This window comes from Vreelandella arctica (assembly GCF_037070215.1).
Classification (GTDB): domain Bacteria; phylum Pseudomonadota; class Gammaproteobacteria; order Pseudomonadales; family Halomonadaceae; genus Vreelandella; species Vreelandella arctica.
The window spans coordinates 37,740-64,135 of sequence record NZ_JBANSN010000015.1; the positions used below are offsets into that span (position 1 = coordinate 37,740).

20 protein-coding genes are annotated in these 26,396 nt (G+C 54.6%); 7 read left to right on the forward strand and 13 right to left on the reverse strand.

The features are described from left to right. Positions 1-45: 45 nt before the first annotated feature. From V8L70_RS14200 to V8L70_RS14210, 3 genes are all read right to left on the reverse strand, one after another. Complete coding sequence (locus V8L70_RS14200) at positions 46-2,007, reverse strand: ABC transporter permease (protein ID WP_336269808.1); 1,962 nt, start codon at positions 2,005-2,007, stop codon at positions 46-48. Beyond that, positions 2,004-3,095, reverse strand: a complete 1,092-nt coding sequence (locus tag V8L70_RS14205) for a quaternary amine ABC transporter ATP-binding protein (RefSeq protein WP_336269810.1) — start codon at positions 3,093-3,095, stop codon at positions 2,004-2,006. The genes V8L70_RS14200 and V8L70_RS14205 overlap by 4 nt, the downstream gene beginning before the upstream one ends. A gap of 72 nt (positions 3,096-3,167) precedes the next feature. After that, the gene (locus V8L70_RS14210; protein ID WP_336269811.1) at positions 3,168-4,109 is read right to left on the reverse strand and encodes an ABC transporter substrate-binding protein; all 942 of its coding nucleotides are present in this window, start codon (positions 4,107-4,109) and stop codon (positions 3,168-3,170) included. Positions 4,110-4,648: 539 nt separating this feature from the next. Between V8L70_RS14210 and V8L70_RS14215 the strand changes: the two genes are divergently transcribed. Beyond that, on the forward strand, positions 4,649-5,266 hold the full coding sequence (locus V8L70_RS14215; RefSeq protein WP_336269812.1) for a helix-turn-helix domain-containing protein: 618 nt from the start codon (positions 4,649-4,651) through the stop codon (positions 5,264-5,266). 82 nt (positions 5,267-5,348) lie between these two features. Here the strand turns inward: V8L70_RS14215 and V8L70_RS14220 are convergent, their stop codons facing one another. From V8L70_RS14220 to V8L70_RS14230, 3 genes are all read right to left on the reverse strand, one after another. Next, complete coding sequence (locus V8L70_RS14220; RefSeq protein WP_336269814.1) at positions 5,349-5,564, reverse strand: hypothetical protein; 216 nt, start codon at positions 5,562-5,564, stop codon at positions 5,349-5,351. Positions 5,565-5,608: 44 nt separating this feature from the next. Next, positions 5,609-6,961, reverse strand: a complete 1,353-nt coding sequence (locus tag V8L70_RS14225) for an ammonium transporter (protein ID WP_336269816.1) — start codon at positions 6,959-6,961, stop codon at positions 5,609-5,611. A 285-nt stretch (positions 6,962-7,246) separates the two neighbouring features. Continuing rightward, on the reverse strand, positions 7,247-9,562 hold the full coding sequence (locus tag V8L70_RS14230; RefSeq protein ID WP_336269817.1) for a DUF1989 domain-containing protein: 2,316 nt from the start codon (positions 9,560-9,562) through the stop codon (positions 7,247-7,249). 331 nt (positions 9,563-9,893) lie between these two features. Here V8L70_RS14230 and V8L70_RS14235 point away from each other — a divergent pair, with 331 nt between their 5' ends. The 4 genes from V8L70_RS14235 to V8L70_RS14250 all read left to right on the forward strand — a co-directional run bounded on the left by V8L70_RS14235 (position 9,894) and on the right by V8L70_RS14250 (position 14,069). Continuing rightward, positions 9,894-11,063, forward strand: a complete 1,170-nt coding sequence (locus V8L70_RS14235; protein WP_336269818.1) for a sensor histidine kinase — start codon at positions 9,894-9,896, stop codon at positions 11,061-11,063. A gap of 1 nt (position 11,064) precedes the next feature. Beyond that, entirely contained in the window at positions 11,065-11,748 is a 684-nt protein-coding gene (locus tag V8L70_RS14240) for a response regulator (protein ID WP_336269820.1), read from the forward strand. After that, on the forward strand, positions 11,742-12,545 hold the full coding sequence (locus tag V8L70_RS14245) for a PAS domain-containing protein (protein WP_336269822.1): 804 nt from the start codon (positions 11,742-11,744) through the stop codon (positions 12,543-12,545). The genes V8L70_RS14240 and V8L70_RS14245 overlap by 7 nt, the downstream gene beginning before the upstream one ends. Before the next feature lie 141 nt (positions 12,546-12,686). Beyond that, complete coding sequence (locus V8L70_RS14250; RefSeq protein WP_336269824.1) at positions 12,687-14,069, forward strand: trimethylamine monooxygenase; 1,383 nt, start codon at positions 12,687-12,689, stop codon at positions 14,067-14,069. A 346-nt stretch (positions 14,070-14,415) separates the two neighbouring features. Here V8L70_RS14250 and etfB read toward each other — a convergent pair whose 3' ends face one another. The 7 genes from etfB to gbdR all read right to left on the reverse strand — a co-directional run bounded on the left by etfB (position 14,416) and on the right by gbdR (position 23,654). Next, positions 14,416-15,264 carry an electron transfer flavoprotein subunit beta gene (gene etfB / locus V8L70_RS14255; RefSeq protein ID WP_336269825.1) on the reverse strand — a complete coding sequence of 283 codons (849 nt, stop codon included), beginning with the start codon at positions 15,262-15,264 and terminating at the stop codon, positions 14,416-14,418. After that, entirely contained in the window at positions 15,254-16,558 is a 1,305-nt protein-coding gene (etfA, locus tag V8L70_RS14260) for an electron transfer flavoprotein subunit alpha (RefSeq protein ID WP_336269827.1), read from the reverse strand. The genes etfB and etfA overlap by 11 nt, the downstream gene beginning before the upstream one ends. Further along, entirely contained in the window at positions 16,555-18,573 is a 2,019-nt protein-coding gene (locus tag V8L70_RS14265; protein ID WP_336269828.1) for a (Fe-S)-binding protein, read from the reverse strand. Before V8L70_RS14265 ends, etfA begins: the two co-directional genes overlap by 4 nt. A 20-nt stretch (positions 18,574-18,593) precedes the next feature. Continuing rightward, positions 18,594-20,678, reverse strand: a complete 2,085-nt coding sequence (dgcA, locus tag V8L70_RS14270) for a dimethylglycine demethylation protein DgcA (protein WP_336269829.1) — start codon at positions 20,676-20,678, stop codon at positions 18,594-18,596. A 23-nt stretch (positions 20,679-20,701) separates the two neighbouring features. Continuing rightward, entirely contained in the window at positions 20,702-21,247 is a 546-nt protein-coding gene (locus V8L70_RS14275) for a DUF5943 domain-containing protein (RefSeq protein WP_335596201.1), read from the reverse strand. Positions 21,248-21,333: 86 nt separating this feature from the next. Beyond that, positions 21,334-22,335 carry a dipeptidase gene (locus V8L70_RS14280; protein WP_489686884.1) on the reverse strand — a complete coding sequence of 334 codons (1,002 nt, stop codon included), beginning with the start codon at positions 22,333-22,335 and terminating at the stop codon, positions 21,334-21,336. A gap of 176 nt (positions 22,336-22,511) precedes the next feature. Beyond that, complete coding sequence (gene gbdR / locus V8L70_RS14285) at positions 22,512-23,654, reverse strand: choline metabolism transcriptional regulator GbdR (RefSeq protein ID WP_336269833.1); 1,143 nt, start codon at positions 23,652-23,654, stop codon at positions 22,512-22,514. A 553-nt stretch (positions 23,655-24,207) separates the two neighbouring features. Between gbdR and V8L70_RS14290 the strand changes: the two genes are divergently transcribed. Continuing rightward, on the forward strand, positions 24,208-24,684 hold the full coding sequence (locus V8L70_RS14290) for a LabA-like NYN domain-containing protein (RefSeq protein WP_336269859.1): 477 nt from the start codon (positions 24,208-24,210) through the stop codon (positions 24,682-24,684). A gap of 339 nt (positions 24,685-25,023) precedes the next feature. Beyond that, entirely contained in the window at positions 25,024-26,331 is a 1,308-nt protein-coding gene (locus tag V8L70_RS14295; protein WP_336269835.1) for an ATP-grasp domain-containing protein, read from the forward strand. Positions 26,332-26,396 lie beyond the last annotated feature (65 nt).

The following is a 26,396-nucleotide window of genomic DNA, read 5'->3' on the forward strand; positions in this document are numbered from 1 at the left end:
GTCTTTCTGGACAACCAGACGGTCGCCAACTTTCTGACACTTATGTTAGCTCACACCCAAGATCCGCTTACGTTCAGTCGACCAAGTCATAATGAGGTGATCCACCATTAACCCCATAGACGCGACACAAAGCCCCAGCACCAAGCCTTTACCAACGTTATTGGAAGAAAGTGCGCGCATCATTTCCTGCCCCAAGTCTTGAGTACCAATAAAGGCTGCGATAATCACCATAAATAATGAAAACATTACGGTCTGATTCAATCCGATCAACAAGTGCGGCAGAGCCATAGGTAGCTCCATAGACCACAAGCGCTGCCAACGCGTGGCACCTGCCATATCAACTGCCTCATGCAATTGCTGGGGTACGCTGATTAAACCCTCAATCGTATAGCGCAACATGGGAATCGCGGCGTAGATAATGACCGCACCAATGGCTGACACATCGGTAACACCAAACAGCATGATTACCGGTATCAGATAGATAAAGCTGGGGAAAGTCTGGCACGTGTCACAGACGAGCAGTACTCTTTTTGCCCGCGTTGGCTTGCCCGCGGCCCAGATACCTAGAGGTAAACTGATAGCGATAGCGACCCCTACTGCGAAAGTGACCATGTAGGCGGTGATCATTGCCCGCTCCCACCAACCCGATAGCGCAATAAAACCGACAAAACCTGAGCAGACTAAAGCTGAGCGCCAGCCGCCTACGCGCCAACCTATACCCATCAGCAACAGCAACACGGCAGACCATGGCGCGGAGAGGTAGAAATCACGCATGGGGATTAATACATTGAGCAGCAGCCAACCGCGGATCGCATACGTAACCGGATACGCCTCGATGGTAAACCAGTCGACAATCGGCTCCCAGATAAAAGCAGTCGATAGTGCTTGTCTGCGTGGAATTTCATACAACCAGCCATGTAGCTGCGCTGCCGACAAAGCGACAATGACCAACCCGGCCCAAATGAGTAACAGTTGTCTGCGTTTCCACCACGGTGTATTAACTGGATAATGTACTGGCTGCTTTTCGGCCCAAGCGCGGGTAAGGCGGTCAAGCGTCACCGCGATTAACACGACCGAGATACCTAACTCTATCGCCTGTCCAATTTTGAGACCTTGCAGGTATTGAAGCAGTTTGTAGCCGAGCCCTGGCGCACCGATAAAGCTAGCAATCACTACCATGGCGAAGCACAACATTATTACTTGATTGACTCCAACCAGTATCTCAACGCGTGCCGTAGGCACGCGTACATAACGCATCACTTGCCACCGGGTTGCGCCACTCATATGACCAGACTCGATAATTTCTGAAGGTACGCGGCGCAGACCTAAAAGCGTCATGCGAATCATTGGCGGCGTGGCGAAAATTATCGTTGCAATGGCTCCCGCATGGTCTCCGACACCGAAGAAGACTACCACCGGGATTAGATAAGCGAAATGTGGCAAGGACTGCGCTACGTTAATTATTGGCTGCAATATCTTCTCAAACCATATGTACCGCCAAGCCGCCCAGCCTAGAAGGAATCCCAAGGATACAGATAGAGGCGCTGCGACGAAAATGAGGCTAAGCGTCTCCATTGCCCACTTCCACTGGCCGAACACTGCTAACCAGACGCAAGTTCCTCCTGCAAGTGCGCCCAGTTTCCAGTCACGCAACCCATAACCCAGTGTAAACCCAGTGATCATCAATACTGTCCAAGGCAACGCCGGCACACCCAAGCCACCACGCCCACCAGCAAGTAGGTTGCCGAAAATATCTAGCAACCAAGCCACAAAGCTGGCGAAGGCACGGGTAATCACTGTCAGACCAAGATCCTCTTGTGTGAAAACGAAGGCGGCATTGATCCAATCTGCCATTGGCAAAACCATTCCATCGGGAGGTAGCAACAGGCTAGTGGGTAACTGCGGCGAAGCAATTACTATAAGGAAAGCTAATCCAAAGAATACCAGCCCTGCTTTCGTTTGCCCTACTTGCACTGGAGGGATAGGGGACGTGTTGGCAATAGTCATACTTCCTCCGTAAAGAGTAACTCTAACGCACGGCCACGGTTCATCGCCCCAATGATTTGACCATTGATGTCAGCAACAGGAACTCGTGCAGCGGGAGACTCCCAAAGTCGTCGGCCGAGTGACGCAATTGTTGCCTCTCCGCAAACTGGCTCACCTTCTCCAGCTGTTCCAGGTTCGATTAGGGTTCGAGCACGTATGACGCGTGATTTCGCGATCGTTCGTGTAAAACGCTCAACGTATCCGGTCGCGGGACTTAATACGATCCTGTCGGGCGTATCTACTTGTTCGATAGCCCCCTCATACATAATTGCAATACGATCCGATAAGCGCAGTGCCTCATCAAAATCATGTGTAATGAAGACTATCGTTTTGCTTAACATCTCTTGTAGACGAAGAAGTTCGTCTTGCATCTCACGCCTTATCAGTGGGTCGAGAGCCGAGAAAGGCTCATCCAAAAACCAGATGTCTGGTTCGATAGCAAGGCTGCGGGCGATTCCCACGCGCTGTTGTTGCCCCCCGGAAAGCTCATGCGGGAAATGATCCTCCCGTCCGCTAAGCCCAACCAAATCAATAACGTCAAGAGCCCTTTGACGCCGATCATTTTGCGGCGTACCACGCATTTCTAGCGGGAACATTACATTTTGAAGTACCGTGCGGTGCGGTAGCAGAGCAAAATTCTGGAACACCATTCCCATTTTTTCACGTCGCAGCCGAATCAGGCTTCTTTCATTGAGACCAAGCAGCTCTTGCCCTTCGACTTGAACACTGCCGGCTGTTTGCTCGACAAGGCGTGACAGGCAACGAACAAATGTGGACTTACCCGAACCAGAAAGTCCCATTACTGCTAAAATCTCACCTCTGTTGATGTCGAGCGTAACGTCACGGACAGCGGCAATATGACCACTTTCCTTTAGCACTTCGGCCGAAGGTTGACCATTATGTTGATGAAGAATGCCAGCTGGATCGGGACCATAAATTTTCCATACTTTACGACAAGTAATGACAGGTTCCTTGTGATTACTTAGTTCGTGAAACTGTTCGTTAAACTTCTCCGAACTTTGTGTGATCTTAGCGTCAAGTATATTCATGAGTTGCTCCTAACAGACCTAAAATTTGCCCCCTCGCTTCGATATATAAACAAGAGAGAGCCGCCACTAAGATCACTCAAGCCACGCCTTCCATACTGATTCGTTATCCTCAAGCCAAGCCTCCGCAGCCTCTTCTGGCTCCAGACCATCAATGTCAACCATCTTGGCCATCTCAGCTATTTGCATATTGCTGAATTCGATGTTGGTTAACGTTGCATAGGCTTTAGGCCATTTATCAGCCATACCATCCCAAGCGGCTTTTTTGAGGTAACCATCAGCCGGATTGCCACAGTCATAGCTCTTGAGGGGGTTCAGCCCGAGCGAGGCATCCTCTTTACAGCCCTCAAAATACTCCGGGAATTCTACGAAGCTACCAGGATAGAGCGCCTCAATAAAATTTGGCGTCCAATTGAACAGCACTACCGGCTGACCACGCTTCTCAGCGGCAGACAACTCGGCCCAGAGCGCAGCGGCAGACCCCGCATTAATGACGACGAAATCCATTTCTAATGCATCAATCCTTTCGGCGTCATGTTTAAGCCAGTCCACTGGCCCCCCAAGAAAGCGGCCTTTGGGCGCGGTTTCCGGCACAGAGAATTCTTCTGCACAGGCATTCAGTGCCTCCCAGTCCGGCAGGCCTGGACAGATGTCTTCAACATAAGCTGGATACCACCAATCTTCGCGTGTAACGGCGGAATGATCCCCTGCATCAACAATACCGCCTTTGGATTTGGCCTCTTCGAATGCAACACCAAATGCACCCTCCCAAACTTCCACCTCAAGGGTTGCATCGCCGAGACGAATGGCCTCATACACTGCTTGGCTATCTGTAGAGACGTAATCAACCGTATAACCCATATTTTCGTAAATGCCGCCGACGATATGGCTCATCACGATTTGGCTAGACCAGTTATGGGTGGGGATGATGATTGGGTCGCTGCTTTCGACTGCGAAGGCCGAAACTGAAAGTGTAGCAATGGATACGCTGACAAGATAATGGTTAACTTTATTCATGTTATCCCTTTCATTTAGTTAGATGATTTTCATTGGCTTGATATTGGTTTTAAGAATCTTCAGCCTATTTCACATGTGAATGATTGATTTTATTTATAGGTTAAAATCCAGTATTCACAAAAAAATTTTAAGCATTTAACGTGCCAGATTAATAAATAAAATAGTTTTCATAACTTTACCAATTTATCATTATTTCTACTTTTACCTTTTTAGTGCATCCTGGGTTGTCTATTAACTAAAATAGGTCATGCATAACAATGCCTACCCCCCTCAGTAAATAATAGAGTTTGTATTTAAAAATTACTTTCGACTTCTCTCTTACTTTACTTCAAATAATGACTAGACACTCACCAGGCAGTGCGAGGCGGTAATGTACTCATGCTAATTGCTAGGCTAAGCATCATGATCAAACCTCGCACGTAAGCGGCCAACCACAAAACGGCTATGCTTTGCTTAGCCGCTTATGGTTTCATACCAGTATTGTGTTATTTCCAGATAAAAATTGGCGCCTAGCCTGCCGGAACTTGAGCCACCATGCTATGAACGAAAAGATAACCACTGACAAACAGAACACCCGTCTCAGCCTGGAACAGCATATCGCCAGGGCATTGAAAAATAAGAGGATTTCACAGGGCTACAAAATATCAGATGTCGCACGCATAGCGGATCTCAGCCAAGGCATGATCAGCAAGGTCGAAAATGCACAGGTCTCGACCAGCCTGGAAACACTAAGCCGACTCTGCAACGCCATCGACCTGCCGATATCCAAGTTGTTTAGCGATTTCGATATCGGAGGACGCGGCGCACAGCACGTAAAAGCCGGCGAGGGTATGGAAGTAGTGCGTACGGGTACCGAAGTCGGTCACACTTATCAGCTTCTCAGTTACCGCCAGGGCCCCAATAAGCGCTACGAGCCTTTTCTGATTACAATGGACGATGCTAGCGAGGTCTTCCCCAACTTTTGTCACGCAGGACACGAGTTCATCTATTTGCTCGAAGGGAAGCTCATTTATCGCCATGGCAAAAGTTTTTACGAAATGAACCAGGGCGATAGCCTGGCTTTCGATGCCGCCGTGCCGCATGGCCCGGAACAGCTGTTAGAGGTTCCCATCAAACTGCTCTCGATTATTCATTACGGCCATGAAGATCAAGGGTAATCATTACTTAAACTATCGGTACTCGTTGTGACTCTTGGGACATAAAAACCGGTGCATTTTGCACCGGTTTTTATGGTTCTAATTATTCCTGCGTGGACTCGTGCTTTTCAAACGCTGCATTTTCGTGTTTTATAATGCTCACAGTTAATAAAATACAAAGCCCCACTCCGATTACCAGGCTAACAGCGATGGCGACTGGGTGGCTGAAAAATAGCAGGTAGTTGACTGCGCTTGGCACATCGACATTGGTTTCCATTGTTTTCTCTCCTGAACGCTTTGGCGTTTCGGCGTTGATCATTTTATTGGCGCAATAACGCTGTCTTGCATTTAGCGTTAGCGGTATCAACTGATATCGGGTCTTTTCGCCATAGGGGCAGTCGTGCTAAACCCTGAACGAGTACCCAAGGGCGAATTGCTGTTGACGGGTTCACTTTCAGGATAGGGTCTAGCGGATATTTCCACCAAATCCAGGCCAAGCGCTTCAGCATGTGGTGGCACACGCAGGATGTTGAACTTTTTCAACGCATAAGAAATGCCCCAGCCAGGAATAAAACCGGTCAAGGCCATGACAATGGCACCCATCAACTGGCCAGTGAAGGAAACATCCGGTATTCCATCTACATTCGCGAATCCTGCTGCGAAAATACCGACGAGCACCACGCCGTAGAAACCGCAAAAGCCATGAACCGCGAACGCGCCAACAGAATCGTCCAGGCCACGCTGTTCAAGAAAGTTGCCTACTTTAGCCATCAAGGCGCCGCCACTGGCTGCCAGAACGAAAGCCAGGCCGGGGTTGTAAAGATCCAAACCGGCAGCAACCGTGATAATACCGCCCAGCCCCCCAGACATGGTCCAGAAGGGGTCGCGAGACACCAGATAAGCACCGATTACACCACCAGCGAAGCCCATGACGGTGTTAAAAGCAAAAGCAGAGAGGTTAGTCTGGTTACCGTAAATAGTTGTCCAGCCTATGTCGCCAGTGTTGAAGATGATACAGCCGCCGAGAAAGCCAAAGAAGCCGACGATGATCATCATTAGGCCGAGCAGCGACATAGGCATGTTGTGCGGTGGAATCGCCTGGGGCTTGCCGTTCTTATACTTGCCAATTCTAGCGCCCAGATTCATCACCACACCGAGGGCGAAGAAGCCCGCTACCGCATGCACCACGCCCGCAGCGCCCACATCGTGGTAACCGAATTTGGTCAACAGCCAGCCGTTCGGATGCCACCCCCAAGCGCCAGCGAGTATCCACACACCTGCCCCCAGGATCACTGCCAAGATAAGAAAAGCACTCAGACGGATGCGCTCAATAACCGCCCCGGAAAGAATCGAGCCAGTGGTGGCGCCAAAAAGTGCGAAAGCTGCAAAGAAGATGCCTGTGCCCATGTCGTTGACATCGGGACGCATACTTGCACTCCAGGGCAGCGCGGCTGACGCCTCAATGGGGATCAGACCATTAGGAAAAGCGTTGTAGACCCACCAGCCGACGAAATAGAAAGCGGGGATAACCGAGGCCAGCGTTAGGATGTTTTTCATTCCCGATGCCAGCGCATTCTTGGTACGTGAAGCACCTATTTCGTAGGCTAAAAAGCCTGCGTGAATCATGAACATGATGGCGATACACCACCAGTAAAACACTTCTATGTTCATTGCCTGATGCATCTCGAAGATGCTTTGTAGCTCATCAGTCGTCATGTTGTTCCCCTCTTAATGAAGTATGGCCATGAAAGTGGCCTGGCCTTCTATTAACCAGATAATTTTTGCTGGGAAAGATACTTTCATTAAAATAAAAGCAATATTTATGCCAAAGAATTACATCTTGGAAAGAGCACAAAAGTTACTCTTTAATATGATGTTTTATTAAAAATAAATACCATGCTTTAAAATGCTCTTTTTAAATATAAAAACACATCGGCACTTCTCATTATTCCTCGGCATAGTATTGATGCGTTATACGCAATCAATGCACTTCAATAGCGCTCAACTGCGTACGCGGGTACGCTCCTTGTCATAGAACGGCAAGGTAACGACTTCGGCGGAGAAACGTTTCTGCTGACCATCAAGGCGGCCCACTTCCAGCAGGGTGCCGGGCGTGGCAAAATCGGGCGCCAGACGGCAAAGCGCAATCGATTGTTTTAGCAGTGGCGACTGCGTCGCACTGGTCACCACGCCGACCGGGAAGCGTCCCTGAAAGACTTGATCGCCATGACTTACCAGCTCGGTGCTATCGATGACCAGCCCCATCAACTTGTGACGACTTTCGGGCGCCTGCCGCGCCATGGCGTCACGGCCGACAAAATCCTCTTCTTTGGTTTTCATGGGTACTGTGAAACCGATCCCGGCCTCGAAAGGGTTGGTTTCCGGGCAGAATTCATGCTCGGCGAAGACCAGCCCCGCTTCGATACGCAACATATCGAGTGCATCCAGGCCAAGAGGCGCCAGCCCATAGGGTAGCCCAGCCTCCCAGACTGCATCCCAAAGGCGTTCGCCATGGTCGGGATGGCACCAGACTTCAAAACCCAGTTCTCCGGTGTAGCCGGTTCTGGATACCATGAGCGGTACGCCCTCCGCGCCACCCAATCGGCCGATCATAAAGTGGAACCAACCAAGCTGTGCCACGCAGGGTTGAGTCTCGGCGTTCCACACCAGCTGGCTAAGTAACTCACGGCTGTGCGGCCCCTGGATGGCAAGATTATGCAGTTGCTGGGTGGATTCCCGAACGCTCACCTTGTACCCCTGGCGGGTCGCCAACTCGCGTAACCAGATACCGCTGTAAGCATCCCCGCATATCCACCGAAAGGCTTGCTCGCCCATCCGAAATAGCGTGCCATCGTCGAGCATACCGCCGGTTTCATGGCAAGCGGCTGAGTACGCGATTTCACCCACCGACAGACGTCGCACGTTGCGGGTCAGAGCGTACTGTAACAGGCGTTCAGCATCCGGCCCCACGACTTCAAACTTACGCAGCGGCGTTAAATCCATGACCGCGACCCGCTCGCGGCAAGCCAGGTATTCGGCACGACGCCCCCAACCTTCAAACTCTCTGGGTAACCAATAGCCGCGATACTCAACGAAACGCTTGGTCAGGGCCGATGTTCGGCGATGAAAGGCGGTTTGCAGTGTCATGCGTGGCAATTCCTCTGGAGTGGTCCGATTAGCAATAGCGCGGGGGAATTCATGCTCGGCTGCGTAGATGCGCACATGTATGTCGGTGGGCGTCCATCCGTTGGCTGGGTCAATGTCGTCCGGGCAAGCGGATGAGGCGCAGACCAGGTCACGTTGGGCGCGCAACAGCACATAGTCGCCAGGACGCGACCAGGGTTCATCTGCCGTCAGGGTGCCGCAGGGCTCGACCTGGGTATTGAAGAAAAAATTAATGGCCGGCCAACCCGCCCTCGGCGCAACCTTATAAGCCGCTAGTTCGCGGTTGAAATTCTCGGTACAACTGATGTGGCCGAAATAGCCGCTGTCTTCGTAGAATTTGGGTGTACAGGCCAGCATAAAACTGTCGTGACGTCCGACCGTATCCTGTACGACCTCCAGCATTGGCTGGAGACGCTGATCGGCGAAACGTGAAAACAGACCGGGCTGTGGCATCGCGCTAGCGGCTAGTGTGCGCGTAGCCGCCGCATCCAACGTCAGCTCCTCCCCCTGATCCAGGGCGGCTTTATCGAAGGCGATAAAATCAGAACTCTGCTTGCCGGCCACGTCGATAATCTGAATCCACTCGCCCGCCTTAACTTGGTAAGGGCGCGCGCTGCTGTGGGGTATATGAATCTCGTTAATAGGCTCGGCCAGCGGTTCAGGCAGTTCTAGCGGGTGGTCGGGTAGGTGCCAGTGGGTCACGTTCAGCTCGGTCGCTGGCGACTGCTCGGATACCGCCATATCCTTGCCGGGCGCTATCAGCACAAGCGTCAGCGGCGCGCTCCCCGTTGGCCGACTCAGTTCCAAAGGCAGCCACTGGCCCGGCACATGCCCCCCCTGATCCAACAAATCGGTGTCAATCTGCCAACGATCGAATTGAGTGCTCAAACACTCGGCGGCACGATTGCTTTGCTCAAGCTGGCTGAGCGTCAGCGCTGCCGACGGTTGCATCTCAATACCCAGCGTCGCGGTCACGGCTTGGTTGTACTGATCAAGGGCCAATACATCGCAGCCTTGCTCACCGTCTGGCGTCGTTACGCTCAGGCATTCACCCGGTAATAGCTGTAGGCGCAGGGCATGCTGGCCAGCGATACGATAGCGCCGACAAGGCGATGTTAGCGCCTGCTCTGTAGGAGTGTACCGACTCTCCATGGGATTACCTCATGCTGTACGTGTCGATGTGCCCGGCACTGTTTTATCTTTCATCCAACGCCGGCCTCATTAATGCTCGACCTCATTCCTCATTATGGTGCGTCGTGGTAACCATTCACTCCTTATATGGTGCATGGCTACCTCTGACGGCCATCATGTGACGATAAATTTCTTTTGGATAAAATTACTTTACTCGCAGTAGGGAGCCGCACAATCGGCCATGAGGGGTAATCACGAAGGAGTAGCTATTCTCTAATGGCATGAAAACTGCTTCTATCAGGAGCAGGTCTAACGCGCATCAGGCGCGGACATCGATGATGGGAGGCAGCGGATGGCCATCAGCCTTAGTGGTTGGATTGAACGTTGGGTTGCCCAACCTGAAAAGGCGTCGTCGCCTGAGCCGCTTTTGAGCAGCCAGATCCTCCACGGGCTAACCTTACGCATCGCCGCCTGCGAGCATGTTCCAGACGATTTATCGGCGGTTCTGGGTTGGGTGCAGGGCCACCTTACGCCGGGATATTCTGCTGCCAGCGAAGTAGGCTTATCTCTTGCCTTAAGCGTATCCCCGGCGCAACTGACCTTAATAATGCCCCCCGGTGTTACCCTCGACCAGGAGCAGGCCTCAGCGGTGGACTATCTATTGTCTGCCGAGTACGTCGAGACGGAACAATGGCTGCAACTTCCCTCCTGGCCCCAGCCTATGTATGCAAGGCGGTTGCTACCCCAGGGGGAAAACTCCGCAGCCTGGTTATTACTACCTGGCCGGTGGGGGCACGAGCCTTTGGCCCAGACTATCGAGCCACTGCGGAGAGCGCTGTCGGACGGGTTGCGGATTTGTCTGGCGCACCAACGGCAACGCGAAGCAGCTATAGAGAAAGAGCGTCGCGAATACGCCGCGGAGCTACATGACACCATTGCTCAGGAGCTGGGGTTTCTCAGGTTGCGCACCTCGCGTCTGGAAAAGGCCTGTCGTCAACCAATGCCTGAGCTAAAGGCGCTAGCAACTGACATTCACTTGCAAACGCAGCGCGCCTACCGGCAAACCCGCGAGTTGATTAGCAGTGCCCGCGTTACCCTGGAAGATAGTTCGCTGAACCTTGAGCTCATGCGCAGCGTGAAGGAGTTCGAACAGCGATCAGGCCTAGTGTTTGAGTTAGACAACCGGGCTCAGCCTGGGCATTTATCCAAGCGGGTCGCTATTCAAGTGCTGCTGATCGTGCGTGAAGCCCTAAGCAACAGCGTGCGCCACGCCCACGCCACCCACGTACGTATCCAGCTCTTGCCCAGGCACCCAGGCGGCTTACTGGTGCGTGTCGATGACAATGGCTCGGGCATCGTTCAGGGAAATGACAGCAAGGCCAGTTTCGGGTTGGATATCATGCGCGAGCGTGCATTAAGAATCGACGCGCACCTGAAAGTGGGGCCGCTCGCTAGCGGTGGCACGCGTGTTGAATTGACCCTCGCTGGCCTTACCACAGATAGCGTAAAAATAGAGAGATGAGATGAATCCTACGCGTGTTGTTCTGGTTGACGACCATCCTTTGTTTCGGCGCGGTGTAGCGGAATTGCTCAACGAAAGCCAACGATTTGAAGTGCTGGATGAATTCGGCAGCGGCGAGGAGTTACTGCTGCACCTTGAGCACCTGAATCCCGAACTGTTGCTGCTCGATTTACAGATGCCGGGCACCGATGGTCTAGCGCTACTGGAACGCATTAAGGTCGAGCATGAAGATATCTGGGTGGTCATGCTGACCGCTTCCAACGACAGCAATGATCTACTGAAAGCCATCCAGCTTGGCGCCGACGGCTACCTGCTCAAGGATACCGATCCAGACATCATCCTTGAGCGTCTGGATGCGCTGCTAACCGGCAAGATCGCGCTAAATGACGAAGTCGTTATGATGCTAGCCCACCGGCTGCGTGCAGACCAAGAAGAACGTCACGGTGAAACGACTTCAATCCCCGCCACTTGGGTGGAAAAGCTGACCGAACGTGAACGCCATACCCTCGTGTGTATCGCCAGAGGACTTAGCAATAAGCTCATCGCACGTGAACTGGGCATCAGCGATAGTACCGTCAAAGTTTATGTCAAAAACCTACTGCGCAAACTCAACGTGCGCTCACGCCTGGAACTGGCCGCCTGGGTACATGCTCACCCGCTATCCAACCAGGATTCGACATGTTGAGTTTGCTGATGCCGCTTGGTCTCAGGTCGAAACGCCGAGCGACCACACCGCCCTACCGCCGCCTGCTGGATAGCCTGAACGAAGCTGTAATGGTGGTAGATGAAAGCAGCGAAATTATTTACGCTAACCGCAGCTGGAAGCATCTGATCGGCGATAACGACGGGGCAAATCTGGCGCACCTGCTCGATTATGTTCACCCCGCCGACCGAGCCGTCTGGCAACAATTATGCCGCCAGGTTAATCGCCAGGAAAGACCAGCACCGTTATGGCTGAGAGTGATGGGGGCCGATCATGGACTACGCTGGTGTGAACTACGCGCCCAGTCACTGGAGCTTGGCTCGGTCTGGCCTGTTAGTCTCTCCCTTTGCGATATCACCCCACAGGTTCAGCGTGACCAGATTCACTCGGCCAACCATCGCAGCCTGTCGCAACTGGTCAATGGCCTACCCGTGATGATTTACCGAGCGCGCAACAATCGCCACTGGACAATGGAGTACGTCAGTGACGGCTGTCACGCATTGACCGGCTACCCCGCGGAGGCGCTACTCAACCATTCCCTGATCAGCTATGGAGAGATGATCTACGCCCAGGACGCCGACCAAGTTTGGGAACAAGTTCAAGATGCCCTGCGCGAGCATCGCAGCTTCGAACTGGCTTACCGTATTCAATGCGCCGATGGGCGGCTGCGTCGCATTAGCGAAAAAGGCCATGGCGTATACTCGCAAAACGCTGCCGTTCTCGGCGTCGAAGGGGTCATTATCGCCTTTGAGGCCGATATCAGCGGCCCTGCGTGTTAATGCCTAACCCTTTTGGCCTACCCTTTCAGAGTAATTTTTTTGCCTGTATCAATCCTCTAGGTTGGTAGTGCGTGAGTGAAGCTTTTCTCGCGCCTATTACTCCTACTTCTCTTCATTTAGGATCCGTACAGGAAACTAGCTATGAAAAAGCGTATCGCGATCATCGGTGCCGGCCCAAGCGGCCTGGCACAGCTTCGAGCCTTTCAGTCGGCATATGATAAAGGAAGTGAGATCCCAGAGCTGGTCTGCTTCGAAAAGCAAGGCGACTGGGGGGGGCTGTGGAACTATACGTGGCGTACCGGGCTCGACGAAAACGGTGAACCGGTTCACGGCAGCATGTACCGCTATCTGTGGTCGAACGGGCCCAAAGAGTGTCTGGAATTCGCTGATTACTCCTTTGAAGAGCATTTTGGTCGTCCGATTGCCTCTTATCCGCCACGCGCAGTGCTCTGGGATTACATCAAAGGCCGCGTTGAGAAAGCGGGCGTACGCAAATTCATCCGCTTCAATTGCCCAGTACGTCAAATCAGCTACGACGAAGCCCGCGAGACCTTTACGGTCATCGCCCATGACCACACCACGGACACCGTCAGCAACGAGCAATTTGACCATGTCATCGTCGCCTCTGGGCATTTCTCTACTCCCAACGTGCCCGAATTTGAAGGCTTTGAGCATTTTAGCGGACGCATCCTGCATGCTCACGACTTTCGTGACGCGCTGGAATTCAAAGACAAGGAGGTTCTGTTGGTCGGTAGTAGCTATTCTGCGGAAGATATTGGCTCTCAGTGCTACAAGTACGGCGCGCGGAGCATCACAAACAGCTATCGAACTCGGCCAATGGGCTTCAACTGGCCCGATAACTGGCAAGAGAAGCAGCAGCTGCAGCGCGTAGATCGCGATATCGCCTATTTTGCGGATGGCACATCAAAGCGCATTGACGCCATTATCCTGTGTACCGGCTACCTCCACCACTTCCCCTTCCTTGCCGAACCACTACGCCTGAAGACTAACAACCGTCTGTGGCCACTGAATCTTTATAAAGGCGTCGTTTGGGAGCACAATCCCAAGCTTTTCTACCTGGGCATGCAGGATCAGTTCTACACATTCAATATGTTTGATGCCCAAGCTTGGTTCGTTCGTGATGTTATTTTGGGACGTATACCCCTACCGAGTCAGGATGAAATGCGCGACGACAGTGCCACTTGGCGAGCACGAGAAGAAACCCTCGAAAGCGATGAAGACATGATTGTTTTCCAGGGCGATTACGTTAAGGCACTCATCGACAATACCGACTACCCCAGTTTCGATATTGACGGCGTCAACCAGACGTTTCTGGAATGGGAGCATCACAAGCACGAAGACATCATGGCCTTCCGCGACCACTCCTACCGTTCGTTGATGACAGGCACCATGGCACCCACACATCACACCCCCTGGTTGTATGCCATGGATGACTCTCAGGAAGCCTATCTTGCGGAGCATGACATTTCCAAAACTAACCGGGCTGATGTACTTGGAGCTTGATGTCACCGAGACTGAAAGCTTTACTTAAAACCCATTGCATAACTATCCCACTCATGCAAGCAATAATTTCATGGACGGGAGAGTTATGAAGTGTTGCGCTCAGTTTCTGCGGCCAATCCGGTCAGCGCTTCTGCTGGCCTCGCGCCACACACAACCAGACAGCGGCAAATTGGGAGCACAACGGCTTGTTGGTATCTTCCCGCCACGTGATGTCCTGAAAGTCATTGTCGATCAGTGCCTGCGCCGACACTGGGGATGCTGGCGCATGCCTTGGCGTCCGCGGCAGCTATCGGCGGCCACCTGACCCTGCTGCGCCGCTATCCAGCGATTGATCCTATGGTGGTTGTCAGCGCAGCACATCCTCTTCCTTGAGCAGCTTGTAGATCGCCTCGGCGCCCTGCTCGGGGCTCACATCGGTGAGCACTTGCCCGCCCTTGCCCTCAGACTTGGAGGCCGCCGCCTTGAAGCGATCCCTGGCCGACGCGGCTTTGACGATTTTTAGACGCTTAGGCCGTTTACGTGCGGGGGCCAGGTGCCACTGAGCCAACTCGCTGTCGGCTTCAGGGCTAGTGGACGTGATCGTAAAAGTGGCTCGGCGAGCCGGGCCGAAGGCACTTTGACGCGCCGCTGGCCCCGCTTCATCCACGCTGATGATAGCGGGCAGGCGCACTTTGAGACGTCGACGCTGCCCCCGTGGCAACGCCTGGAGCATCGTTACCACGCCATTTTCCACTTTTTCTACCGACGCCAAACTATTAACCAATGGCCAGCCGAGATGTTCTGCCAACGCATAGGGCAAAAGCCCAGAGCCTTCACCGCGCTCTGCACGGGCGCCGGTGATCACTAGCTGAGGAGAGGTTGCGGCCAGGTATGCCGCCAGAGCAGGAATGGCGTCACTGCCCTCGGGCTGCTCGAGCAGCGTCATGGTTTCAAGCCCCATGCCGACGCCTGTGGCCATACCTAAGTAGCCGCGCAGAGCTGCTTCGCTGCTATCGTCCTGGGCACCCGCATGCAGCACGCTGATCCGGGTGCCCGGCAGCTCGGTCTCCATGGCCAGCGCAAGCTCCAGGCCTCGGGCATCCTGTTCGGCGCGCCTGGCGCGACCAGTGGTAGGGTGACGACCGATGGAGACCAGCACCGCCACGTCAATTCCCTGTTGCTTTTTTTGTTGCTGTTGCTGTAGATCAGGCTGCATCGCGCTGCCCTCCCCGCTGCTGTTCCACCATGGCCACTAACGCGGCCAGAATTTGCGTGCTGTCGCCAATCACCGCCAGATCAGCGCGCTTGATGATGTCACACCCCGGATCGAGATTGATCGCCACCACCTTGTCGCAACGCTGAATGCCTTGAAGGTGCTGGATAGCGCCTGAAATACCCACCGCCATATAGACTCGGGCGGTTACCCAGGTGCCGGTCGCGCCCACCTGACGATCGCGAGCCATAAAGCCGTCGTCCACCGCGACACGCGAGGCCCCTTCGGTCGCGCCGAGGACTTTCGCGGCATGATGGAAGGCATCCCACTGCTTGACGCCGTTGCCGCCGGAGAGGATGAACTCAGCCTCGGCCAGCGCCACCCCGGCGGGATCCACCGCCACCTGCCCCAGGTCTTCAATGCACGACAAGGTGGTGGGGATTGACGCTGCCAGGGTCAATCGCTCGGCCGCATGCCGCGTCTCATCCACCGGTTCGGCGCACTCGGCTAGCGCCAGGGCAACCCGCGGCAGAGGGCGCTGGATATCCAGGCTTCCGGCGGCGCCACGGGCCGTGCAGCGCCAACCCAAAGAGGCCTCATTATCTGCCTCCACCTGCCACACCCCCGTGGCAGCGCGTTCACCCAGGCGTAAAGCAAGCCGCCGCCCCAGATCGGCTCCGCCCAGGGGGGAGTCCGGCAACAGCCAGAAGCGCGGCATCATCTCCCGTTCAACGGCGCTTAAAGCCGCCAGACGCGCTTCAGGCGCAAACCCCGCGTAAAACTCATCATTAAGATGCACGACGCGATCAATCCCGGCGTCCCCCAGCGCCTGCTCCTTAAGCTCGCCGTCCCCCTCGCCCTTATGCTCACCAAACAGAATCGCCACCACGGCGCCGGGCTGGTCGGCATCGGCATCCGCCACACGCCGGGCCAGGCCCAGCAGATCCTTGTCATGACTAGAGAGGCGCCCACCGGTCAGGTCGGGCACCACGGCCACCAGGAAGGCGGGCTGATCAATGGTCACCGTGCGGCGGCTATCGCGGGCCGCCGTGGTGGTCGCGGTGGCCTGCCCCCCTTGCTGGAGGCCACTACGATCAATCCGTTTGACGCCATTGGGACCGATAAAACCGATGGCACGAGGATCCTTGCGCACCACGCCGTTGGGGCCCATCCATTCGCTGACCGCTCCGCCGCCCCTGTTTACACCCAAGGCGGCCAGCACCGCGGCGTTGTCGGGGTGCAGACGGTTTCGGGCGATCCACTCACGACGTGGGTCGCGGCGAATAATCTCACTCATACGATCACCTCTTCAGCCGTCGTCGATGCAGCAGGCCGGCGGGGCCCATCAGACGCATCACCCGCGGGACGCTCTACCAGGGCATTGGCCACCAGCTCGGCGATATCACGCACTTCGGCGCTGGCATCCACCACGCCTTCCAGCATGGCAGTACACTGCGGGCAGCCCACCGCCACCAGCTCGGCGCCGCTCTCCTTGACGTCGTTCATGCGCATATCGGGAATCCGCCGTTCACCGGGAATATCGGTAATCGGTGCCCCGCCCCCGCCCCCGCAGCAGCGCGAGCGGAAGCCGGAGCGTTCCATCTCCTTGACCTCGATGCCCAGCGCCTTAAGCACGTTGCGTGGTGCTTCGTATTCACCGTTATAGCGCCCCAGGTAACACGGGTCGTGATAGGTGACGCTGCCGCCTTTCCAAGGGGCAAAGGTCAACCGACCAGCATCAAACAGTTCGGCGATAAAGGTACTATGGTGACGTACCTCGTAATGCCCGCCTAGCTCTCCATACTCATTGCCCAGCACATGAAAGCTGTGGGGATCGCAGGTAACAATCTGCAAGAAGCGATACTGAGCCAGAGTGGCAATATTGCGCTTCGCCAGGGATTGAAACGTCGCCTCATCGCCCAGTCGCCGGGCCACGTCGCCGCTATCGCGTTCCTCAGTACCCAACACCGCGAAATCTACCTCGGCGGCGCGCAACACTTTGACCAGGGCGCGCAGGGTTCGCTGGTTGCGCATATCAAAGGCGCCATCACCCAGCCATAGCAGCACGTCGACCTGTTTGAGATCGGCCATGAGCGGCAGGTTAAGATCCGCCGCCCAGTTGAGCCGCGATCCAGGATCGAAACCGCCGGGGTTGTCAGTAGCGATCAAATTGTCGAGCACCTCGGCGCCTTTATTGGGCGTTTTACCGCGCTCAAGCGTCAGGTGGCGGCGCATATCGACAATCGCATCCACGTGCTCGATCATCATCGGGCACTCTTCCACGCAAGCGCGACAAGTCGTACACGACCATAGGGTATCGGCGTCGACCAGTGCCCTCCCTTTCAGCGCCACGATGGGGCCATGGGGAGAGCCTGCGTGTTCACCTACCGGCTTGCCCCCAAGCCCTTGTGAAGGGTGCGGGGAGCCAGCATAGGCGGCATCACTGCCCCCGGCCATGCCCACCACCATGTCCTGAATCAGCTTCTTGGGGTTGAGCGGCTGACCGGCGGCAAATGCCGGGCACACTGCCTCGCAGCGGCCGCACTGTACGCAGGCATCGAAGCCCAGCAGTTGGTTCCAGGTAAAGTCGGCGGGCTTTTCCACGCCCAGAGGCGCCGCTTCATCCTCCAGGTTTAACGCCTTGAGACCTGTTGAGCGGCCGACGCCCCCTTTTTTCGTGGAGAAGCGCTCGGCGCGTCGGTGGAAGGCCAGATGCAGGGCGCCGGCGAAGGCATGCTTCATGGGGCCGCCCCAAGTCATGCCGAAAAACATTTCACCCAGCCCCCAGGCCACGACGCCCGCTAATACCAGCGCCAGCAACCAACTACCGCCACCTTCAAGTAAACCTTCGGGCAGCAAACCTACTGTGGGCAGCGTGATCAGGAAGACGCCTATCGAAAACGCCATCAAACTCTTGGGCAGGCGCATCCAGGGCCCCTTGGAGAGCCGCTTTGGTGGGTTAATGCGTCGGCGAGCGACAAACAGGCTACCGACGAACATCGAAGCGCTGGCCAGTAGCAGCAATCCGCCTAGCAATGGGTTGGCGATACCCAGGCCGTGTACCAGAATCATCAGCACGGCGGCAGCTACGAAGCCACCGGCGGTAGCCACGTGGGTGTTGGAGATCATTTTGTCACGCCCTATCACATGGTGAAGATCCACCAGGTAACGGCGCGGCAGAGCCGCCAGCCCCTTGAAAAGATTGACCGGCGAGGGGCGACCCTGACGCCACAGGCGGATACGGCGCACGGCGCCGATCGCCGCCAGGGCCATGGCGGTGAAGATTAATATCGGCAAGAGCGTTTCGAGCATGGTGCCTCCCTCCTTAGCCGTCAAAAGTCTTTGCAGATTCGCAGGGCGTCGTAGATGGCCGCATGGGTGTTACGCGGTGCCGTGCAGTCGCCCAGGCGGAACAGCAGGAAGCCCTCCCCCTCTTCGCCGCTCTCATCAACCAGGCAGGGTTGCGGCTGAATAGCGTAAAGCGCTTCCAGATCCACCTGCCCTTTGTTGCGGGACTGCTCTTTGAGGGCGTAGTAGAGCGCCTCATCGGGGCGCACGCCGTTCTCAACGACCACCTGATCGACCACACGCTCTTCCAGTGCACCGGTGTACTCATTTTCAAGCACCGCCACCAAGCCGTCGCCCTCGCGGTAAACCTTATGCAGCATCAGATCGGAGGTCATGATCACCTCTTTCTCGTAGAGGCTGCGGTAATAGGTGGGGAAGGTGGTGCCACCCACCGCCGCACCGGGTTTGATATCGTCGGTGACGATTTCCACCTTGGCGCCTTTGTCGGCGAGAAAATCTGCTGCAGAGACGCCGGAGAACTCACAGATGGCGTCATAAATCAGCACGTTTTTACCTGGCGCCACTTTGCCTGAGAGAATATCCCAAGTGCTGACTACCAAGCTCTCTTCGGCATTCTCCGAATAGCCCCACTCTGGGTGCTGGCTAAGGAAGGGCTGGCCGCCGGTGGCTAGCACGACGATATCCGGACGCAGGTCGAGCAGCGTCGCCTCATCGGCGCGGGTGCCCAGTCGCAGGTCGACTTTAAGACGCGCCAGCTCCAGCTGGAACCAGCGAGTGATACCGGCGATCTGGTCACGCTGAGGTGCCTGGGCGGCAATCGTGATCTGCCCGCCCAAGGCGTCAGCGGCCTCAAACAGAGTGACATCGTGACCGCGTTCAGCTGCGACGCGCGCCGCCTCCATGCCGCCGGGGCCACCGCCCACCACGACGATTTTGCGCTTGGCGCCCTCGGTTTTCTCAATGATGTGGGGCAGACCCATGTACTCCCGGGACGTGGCGGCGTTTTGGATACACAGCACATCAAGGCCCTGGTACTGGCGGTCGATGCAGTAGTTAGCGCCCACGCACTGCTTGATCTGATCGATCTGGCCCATCTTGATCTTGGCGATCAGGTGAGGGTCGGCAATATGTGCCCGGGTCATGCCCACCAGGTCTACGTAGCCCCCTTTGAGGATACGCTGGGCCTGATTGGGGTCTTTAATGTTCTGGGCGTGGATCACCGGGACGTTCACCACTTCCTTGATCCCCGCCGCCAGGTGTAGGAAAGGCTCCGGCGGGTAGGACATATTGGGGATAACGTTGGCGAGGGTGTTGTGAGTGTCGCAGCCAGAGCCGATGACGCCGAAGAAATCCACCATGCCGGTAGCATCGTAGTAAGCGGCGATCTGTTTCATGTCGTCGTGGGAGAGGCCGTCCGGATGGAACTCGTCGCCGCAGATACGCATGCCGACGCAGAAGTCATCCCCCACTTCGGCACGCACCGCCTTAAGCACTTCCATGCCGAAGCGCATGCGGTTCTCGAAGCTACCGCCCCACTCGTCCTCGCGTTTATTAACCCGCGGGCTCCAGAACTGATCGATCAAATGCTGGTGTACCGCGGAAAGCTCAACGCCGTCGAGCCCGCCTTCCTTTGCCCGGCGCGCTGCCTGCGCAAAGTCGCCGACGATCCGCCAGATATCCTCTTCTTCGATAGTCTTGCAGGTAGACCGGTGCACCGGCTCGCGGATACCGGAGGGCGATAGCAGCGTCGACCAGTCAAAACCGTCCCAACGGGAACGACGCCCCATGTGGGTGATCTGGATCATGATCTTGCCGCCATGCTTGTGCACGGCATCGGCTAGGTTCTGAAAGTGAGGAATGATGCGGTCGGTGGAAAGATTCACCGAACTCCACCAGCCCTGGGGGCTATCGATGGAAACCACCGATGAGCCACCGCAGATACACAGGCCGCAGCCGCCTTTGGCCTTCTCTTCGTAGTACCTGACGTAACGTTCCGTCGTCATGCCACCGTCGGTGGCATGCACCTCCGCGTGCGCGGTGCTCACCACGCGGTTGCGGATAGTCAGCTTGCCGATCTTAATCGGCTCGAAGATTGCGTCAAATGCCATGATGTTCTCTCCTCGTAGCCGGGTTAGCGGGCGGCATCGGTCAGCGGCTTGACGACGAAGATTCCCACATCGCAGCCGGGCTCGGCAGCACTCTGGGTCTGCTCGGCGGCGGTGCGTAGTGAACTGCCACATGCGGCGAGGATTTGGTCCATGGCGCCGGCGAACCAGCCGGTGAACATGTACTCTTCCTTGTTCCCGGTTTTGCCAAGCTGGTAAACAAAAGCGCTGTGCTCAAGTCGTACTTGGGCAGTGCCCGAATTGAGATCGATCTGTTCAGTAATGAATAGCCCCCAACCGCGCTGAGAAAGGCGGTTCATGTAGTGCTCAAATACCGCCTCTCCGCTAATGCCGTGTAGCTCGGCCTCTTTCTCACACCAGTGCCAGGCGCTCTTGTAACCTGCGTGATAAAGAATTTCGGCATACTTCTCAGCACCTAGCGCCTCTTCTACGGCTACGTGGTTATTGATAAAGAAGTGCCGTGGCACATAGAGCATAGGCAGAGCATCGGTCGTCCAGACGCCAGTTTCGCTATCCACTTCGATAGGCAGTGCGGGGGCCAGTTTGGTCACGGTTGTGTTCCTCAAATCTTTGTTATGTCAGGTTATCGACGGGGCTCCCGGCGCCCCTCACTTCGGAGACAGCCGCCTGCGCTTAGTCAGGCGCCCCATACATCCTTAAGCACACGCACCCAGTTCTCGCCCATGATCTTGCGCACCTGGGTCTCACTTAAGCCGCGCTTGAGGAGTGCCTCGGTGAGATTGGGGAACTCCCCAATGGTGCGAATTCCTTTAGGATTGATGATCTTGCCAAAGTCAGTGAGGCGGCGAGCGTAGCCCTTGTCATGGGTCAACCACTCAAAGAAGGCTTGATCGTGCCCTTGGGTGAAATCAGTACCAATCCCGATGGCGTCTTCACCCACGATGTTCATGACATACTCGATAGCTTCGCAGTAGTCTTCGATGGTTGAGTCAATGCCCTTTTTAAGGAACGGGGCGAACATAGTGACGCCAACAAAGCCGCCATGGTCGGCAATGAACTTGAGCTCTTGATCGGATTTATTACGCGGATGCTCTTTAAGACCGGAGGGCAGACAGTGGGAGTAGCAGACCGGCTTTTTGGACTCGAGAATGACTTCCTCAGAAGTTTTGGCGCCGACGTGCGAGAGGTCGCACATCATGCCGACACGGTTCATCTCAGCCACGATTTCGCGGCCAAAGCCGGAGAGGCCGCCGTCACGCTCGTAACAGCCGGTACCCACTAGATTCTGAGTGTTGTAGCACATCTGCACGATGCCCACGCCTAGCTGTTTGAAGATCTCGACATAGCCGATTTGATCCTCAAAGGCGTGGGCATTCTGGAAGCCGAAGATGATGCCGGTCTTGCCTTCTTCTTTCGCGCGAGTGATATCAGCGGTGGTGCGAACAGGGCGCACCAGATCGCTACACTCCGCCATCAATTGATTGGAGGCGACAATGTTATCGACCGTGGCCTGAAACCCTTCCCACACTGAGACGGTGCAGTTGGCGGCAGTAAGGCCGCCGCGCCGCATATCTTCAAGCAGCTCACGGTTCCATTTGGCGATGATCAGACCATCGATGACGATAGCGTCGTCGTGCAGTTCAGAGGGGGTCATGGCTAAGCTCCAACATTGGTTAATGCAGCGAGCATAGCGCTGACGTTGGCTTAGACGGCGCTTGGAAACGACGGCGGAAATTCCAAAAGCGTCATTGTGTCGTAAACACGACAGCTACCCGCGCCATAAAAAAAACGTGCTGCCCGTCACCGAGCAGCACGTTTCAAGCACGTTTCAAATTATTGATGACGCCGTGGGTATCAGCTTAATAGTCGCACGCTAGCAAAGGTGGGCTCGCCTTGGGCGTTTGCCAGAGCCTGACGAGCGCACGAGGACGGCTCGTTGGCAGTGGGCTCCTCTCCCCAGCGCTTTATAAGAGTCGGCGTTTTGCTGCTATTTCCCTGCCTGTCGTGGCTACCCAGGCGCTCATTCCTCGGCGGTACACCAAAGTATTCGCGGTAGCACTTGGAGAAATGGGGCGTGGAAACGAAACCGCAAATAGACGCAATCTCGATGATCGACAGCGGTGTTTGCTTGAGCAATTGCCGCGCACGCACCAGCCGCAGCTTGAGATAGTAGCGAGACGGTGAGCAAAGCAGGTAGCGTTGGAATAATCGTTCTAACTGACGGCGCGACACATTCACATAGCTTGCCAGTTCATCGAGTTCGATGGGCTCTTCCAGGTTGGATTCCATCAAGGCAACGATTTCCAACAGTTTGGGCTGAGTAGTGCCCAGCACGTGTTTAAGAGGGACACGCTGCTGATCATGTTCGTTACGCACGCGCTCATAGATAAACATTTCAGAAATGCCTGCCGAAAGTTCACGACCATGGTCATGCGTAATCAGGTTGAGCATCATATCGAGCGGCGCGGTGCCGCCCGAAGCGGTGAATCGATCCCGGTCGATAGAGAAAAGATAGGTCGTCAAGATGACGTTCGGAAACGCTTCCTGCATGGAAGCCAAACACTCCCAATGGATACTGGCTTCATAGTGATCAAGCAACCCCGCCTGGCCCAATGCCCAACTGCCCGTACAGACCGAGCCTAACCGCCTGAGCTTACGCGATTGCGACTGAAGCCAGCGCACATGCTCACGGGTAACGCTGTGCTGCGGGCCTACTCCGCCGCAAACGACCACCCACTCCAATGACAGCGGCGCGTGCATGGAGGCATCAGGCGTCACCTGCACCCCATCGCTGGCACGCACCGGCAAACCATCTTGTGTCAGGGTGTACCAGCGATACAGTTCACTGCCAGCCAGTTGATTGGCCATCCGCAAGGGCTCTATTGCCGACGCCAGGGAAATCAGTGTGAAGTTATCTAACAGTAGAAAGCCAAGGGTCTGCGGTTCGCCGACACGTTTGGGATTTACTGCCGGGTTTGTTGCTTGATTTGAAGTCATCGTTTTACCCTCCGTCACCTTTAGAGCATTATATTTTTTCTTGTTAGCGTAGGTGTCGCTGGCGTCTTTTAGTTGCCCTTTACTGCGTTAAACTTTCACACGTGCAGGGACGGCATTGCTCTTTGGTCGTATATTGGCACGAACAGGGCGGATAGCGACAAAACTATCGCGTAGATCGAAGTTTTTGTCGCAAATGAAACGCTAGAGGTCGTTCCCAAAACCAATGTTCAGTGACAATCTGTTTCAAGAAGGAATCGCCGTTATCGTTGCGCTGACTTTGAGTAAGGATCAAGGTTATGTCAGCAAAGCTACGGCCCAACCATCCTGATTCATCAGAATACTGCCGACCAGTCCCGGGGGCGCCTAGGTTGTGCATACCCTCCAGCATAGTGTGCCCACTGACTGTACAATCACTATATTCCGCAGCAGGCACTGCGCCAACGATTGCCGATGACAGCGATGAAAGAAGAGCAGACTAAACGTTCGTGTTATTTACTCAATAGGTAACTAATCACACAAATACCAACAACTAATGAGAAAAAGCTTAATGTCTATAAAAAAAGTGGCGATATTTGTTGATATTCAAAATGTCTACTACACCTCACGCCAAGCCTACGGCAGGAACTTTGATTATAATAAATTTTGGGCACAAGCAACCGCCAATAGAGAAGTGGTGCAAGCTTTTTGCTACGCCATCGACAGAGGCGACCAAAAGCAAAGGGAATTCCAAACTATACTCAGAGCTATTGGTTTTAACGTAAAGTTGAAGCCTTTTATTCAACGCTCAGATGGTTCTGCGAAGGGTGATTGGGATGTAGGTATTGCGCTAGATGCCATGGAGTATGCTGAGCAGGCGGACGTTATTGTGCTCGTATCCGGCGATGGAGACTTTGATCTTTTAGTCAAAAAAATACGCGTTAAGTACGGTACCAAAGTTGAAGTGTATGGCGTCCCTCAGCTTACTGCAGCGTCTTTAATTAATGAAGCCAATGAGTTTGTCGCAATAGATAAGTCGCTTTTGCTAGATTAACTAAACATTAATACCTAACAGCATACTCAATAATGACCTAGCTACTGCTATTTCATGCTGATGTTTCATGAGCATTCGCTGATCTTACTTATGTGCGTTTGTAAAAATAATCAACTCCCAAGCAGAAGAAAAAGTTCTACAGTTATTCAACAATAACTCTACAGTTTAATTGCCATTTGTAACCATATCGACTAGGTTAGTTACAACGGGTGCGCTAATAACTTTTCTAATGCTGGCTGATTCAATCGCTCCTGAACACTTCTGACTGTGGCTCAGCTCACTTGGTGCGCTCCAATCTCAGCACAGTCAGTTTGGGTCAACCAGCAAGGAGGACATCGAATGTCGATTACATCAGAAAAGCAATTACCCGAAGCAGTAGAGTCTTGGCGTGATCCAGAAATGGACTCGGTCAAAGGCACCGAGACTCCCAAAGACCCCAATAAAGGCTATATCGCCTTACTTGGCTGGAGTATCAACGCGATCAAGGCTGCGCAGAAATTTGACCGTCGATATATCGTTGTTGCTCCTGAATGGGCAGCGGATTTCTGTACCGCGAACAACATCCCTTTTCTTCCGTGGGACTTTATCCGGCTAAACGACCGGTCCATGGAAATCGCCGAAAAGCTAAAAGAAGAAGGCGTCGATATCGCCATCCCGCTGTTTGAAGAAACCGTTGAATGGTCCGGTGCGATCAACTCGGTTCTTCTCGACAGTCCTCGTATGTTCGGCCAGTCCATTCTGTTCCGTGACAAGGCGTTAATGAAGCGTCGTGCCCAGCTTGGCGGTATTCGCGTCGGTATTTTCGAAGAGGCGCATGAGAAAGAAGACATCGTTCGCTTCATGAAGCGCGTCAACCAAACGCTGCTTAAACTCGATGGCGACCCGGATGACCCGATTCACGTCAAGGCATTCGACAAAGCCGGTTGCCTCGGCCACCGAATGATTCGCAAGATCGAAGAGATCGACAACATTCCGGACGAAGAATATCCCCTGCTAATGGAAAGCCATTTGGATGGCTGGGAGTTCGCCGTTGAGGCCTGGATACACGATGGCAAAATCCAGTTCCTGAATATTTCAGAATACGTGACGTTGGGTTATTCGGTCTTCGTACCCGCGACGGCGGAGCTAGAGAGCTGGCGCACCGCGATCACTAAGCAGATCGAACTGCTGATCAAAACGTTCGACATTCAGTTTGGCTTGATTCACCCCGAGTACTTCGTCACAGCTGATGGTGAGATGTACTTTGGCGAGGTTGCCTACCGCCCACCCGGCTTCAAAGCTTTCGAGCTGATCGAAAAAGCCTACGGATTCAACGCCTATCAAGCATCGATGCTCGTGTTTGATCCGAAAAGCACAAAAGAGGAAGTGGCAGCGTTCTTCCCCCGTGAAGTGGTCGATGCGAAAGGCTACGCCGGCTGCTTCGGTGTGTACCCACGCCGCCGGGTGGTCAGCAAGCTGGAAATGCCCAAAGAAACGATTGAGCATCCCTATTTTGAGTCCCACGAACTGATCGCGCCCGCAGAAGAAACCGTCCCTGACCGCTCAGCCTTCGGGACGCATTGGGGCTTGATCTTCTTCTTTGGTGATGACCCCATCAAAATGCGCGATCTTCTAAAAGCTCAAGAAGATCTGGACTTCTACGTCTAGAAAGCTTCAAAACAACAGGTTTCATTAAGGGCGCTCTATCTGCAATCTTTGCTGATAGGGCGCCC

Excerpts from the sequence above, each read along its gene's own strand:
- V8L70_RS14225 (WP_336269816.1), bottom strand. The coding sequence starts at position 6,961 with ATGACGACTGATGAGCTACAAAGCATCTTCGAGATGCATCAGGCAATG.
- V8L70_RS14230 (WP_336269817.1), bottom strand. The coding sequence starts at position 9,562 with ATGGAGAGTCGGTACACTCCTACAGAGCAGGCGCTAACATCGCCTTGT.
- V8L70_RS14205 (WP_336269810.1), bottom strand. The coding sequence starts at position 3,095 with ATGAATATACTTGACGCTAAGATCACACAAAGTTCGGAGAAGTTTAAC.
- V8L70_RS14265 (WP_336269828.1), bottom strand. The coding sequence starts at position 18,573 with ATGCTCGAAACGCTCTTGCCGATATTAATCTTCACCGCCATGGCCCTG.
- V8L70_RS14220 (WP_336269814.1), bottom strand. The coding sequence starts at position 5,564 with ATGATCAACGCCGAAACGCCAAAGCGTTCAGGAGAGAAAACAATGGAA.
- V8L70_RS14245 (WP_336269822.1), top strand. The coding sequence starts at position 11,742 with ATGTTGAGTTTGCTGATGCCGCTTGGTCTCAGGTCGAAACGCCGAGCG.
- dgcA (WP_336269829.1), bottom strand. The coding sequence starts at position 20,678 with ATGGCATTTGACGCAATCTTCGAGCCGATTAAGATCGGCAAGCTGACT.
- V8L70_RS14200 (WP_336269808.1), bottom strand. The coding sequence starts at position 2,007 with ATGACTATTGCCAACACGTCCCCTATCCCTCCAGTGCAAGTAGGGCAA.
- V8L70_RS14215 (WP_336269812.1), top strand. The coding sequence starts at position 4,649 with ATGAACGAAAAGATAACCACTGACAAACAGAACACCCGTCTCAGCCTG.
- V8L70_RS14295 (WP_336269835.1), top strand. The coding sequence starts at position 25,024 with ATGTCGATTACATCAGAAAAGCAATTACCCGAAGCAGTAGAGTCTTGG.
- gbdR (WP_336269833.1), bottom strand. The coding sequence starts at position 23,654 with ATGACTTCAAATCAAGCAACAAACCCGGCAGTAAATCCCAAACGTGTC.
- V8L70_RS14210 (WP_336269811.1), bottom strand. The coding sequence starts at position 4,109 with ATGAATAAAGTTAACCATTATCTTGTCAGCGTATCCATTGCTACACTT.
- V8L70_RS14240 (WP_336269820.1), top strand. The coding sequence starts at position 11,065 with ATGAATCCTACGCGTGTTGTTCTGGTTGACGACCATCCTTTGTTTCGG.
- V8L70_RS14250 (WP_336269824.1), top strand. The coding sequence starts at position 12,687 with ATGAAAAAGCGTATCGCGATCATCGGTGCCGGCCCAAGCGGCCTGGCA.
- etfB (WP_336269825.1), bottom strand. The coding sequence starts at position 15,264 with ATGCAGCCTGATCTACAGCAACAGCAACAAAAAAAGCAACAGGGAATT.
- V8L70_RS14235 (WP_336269818.1), top strand. The coding sequence starts at position 9,894 with ATGGCCATCAGCCTTAGTGGTTGGATTGAACGTTGGGTTGCCCAACCT.
- etfA (WP_336269827.1), bottom strand. The coding sequence starts at position 16,558 with ATGAGTGAGATTATTCGCCGCGACCCACGTCGTGAGTGGATCGCCCGA.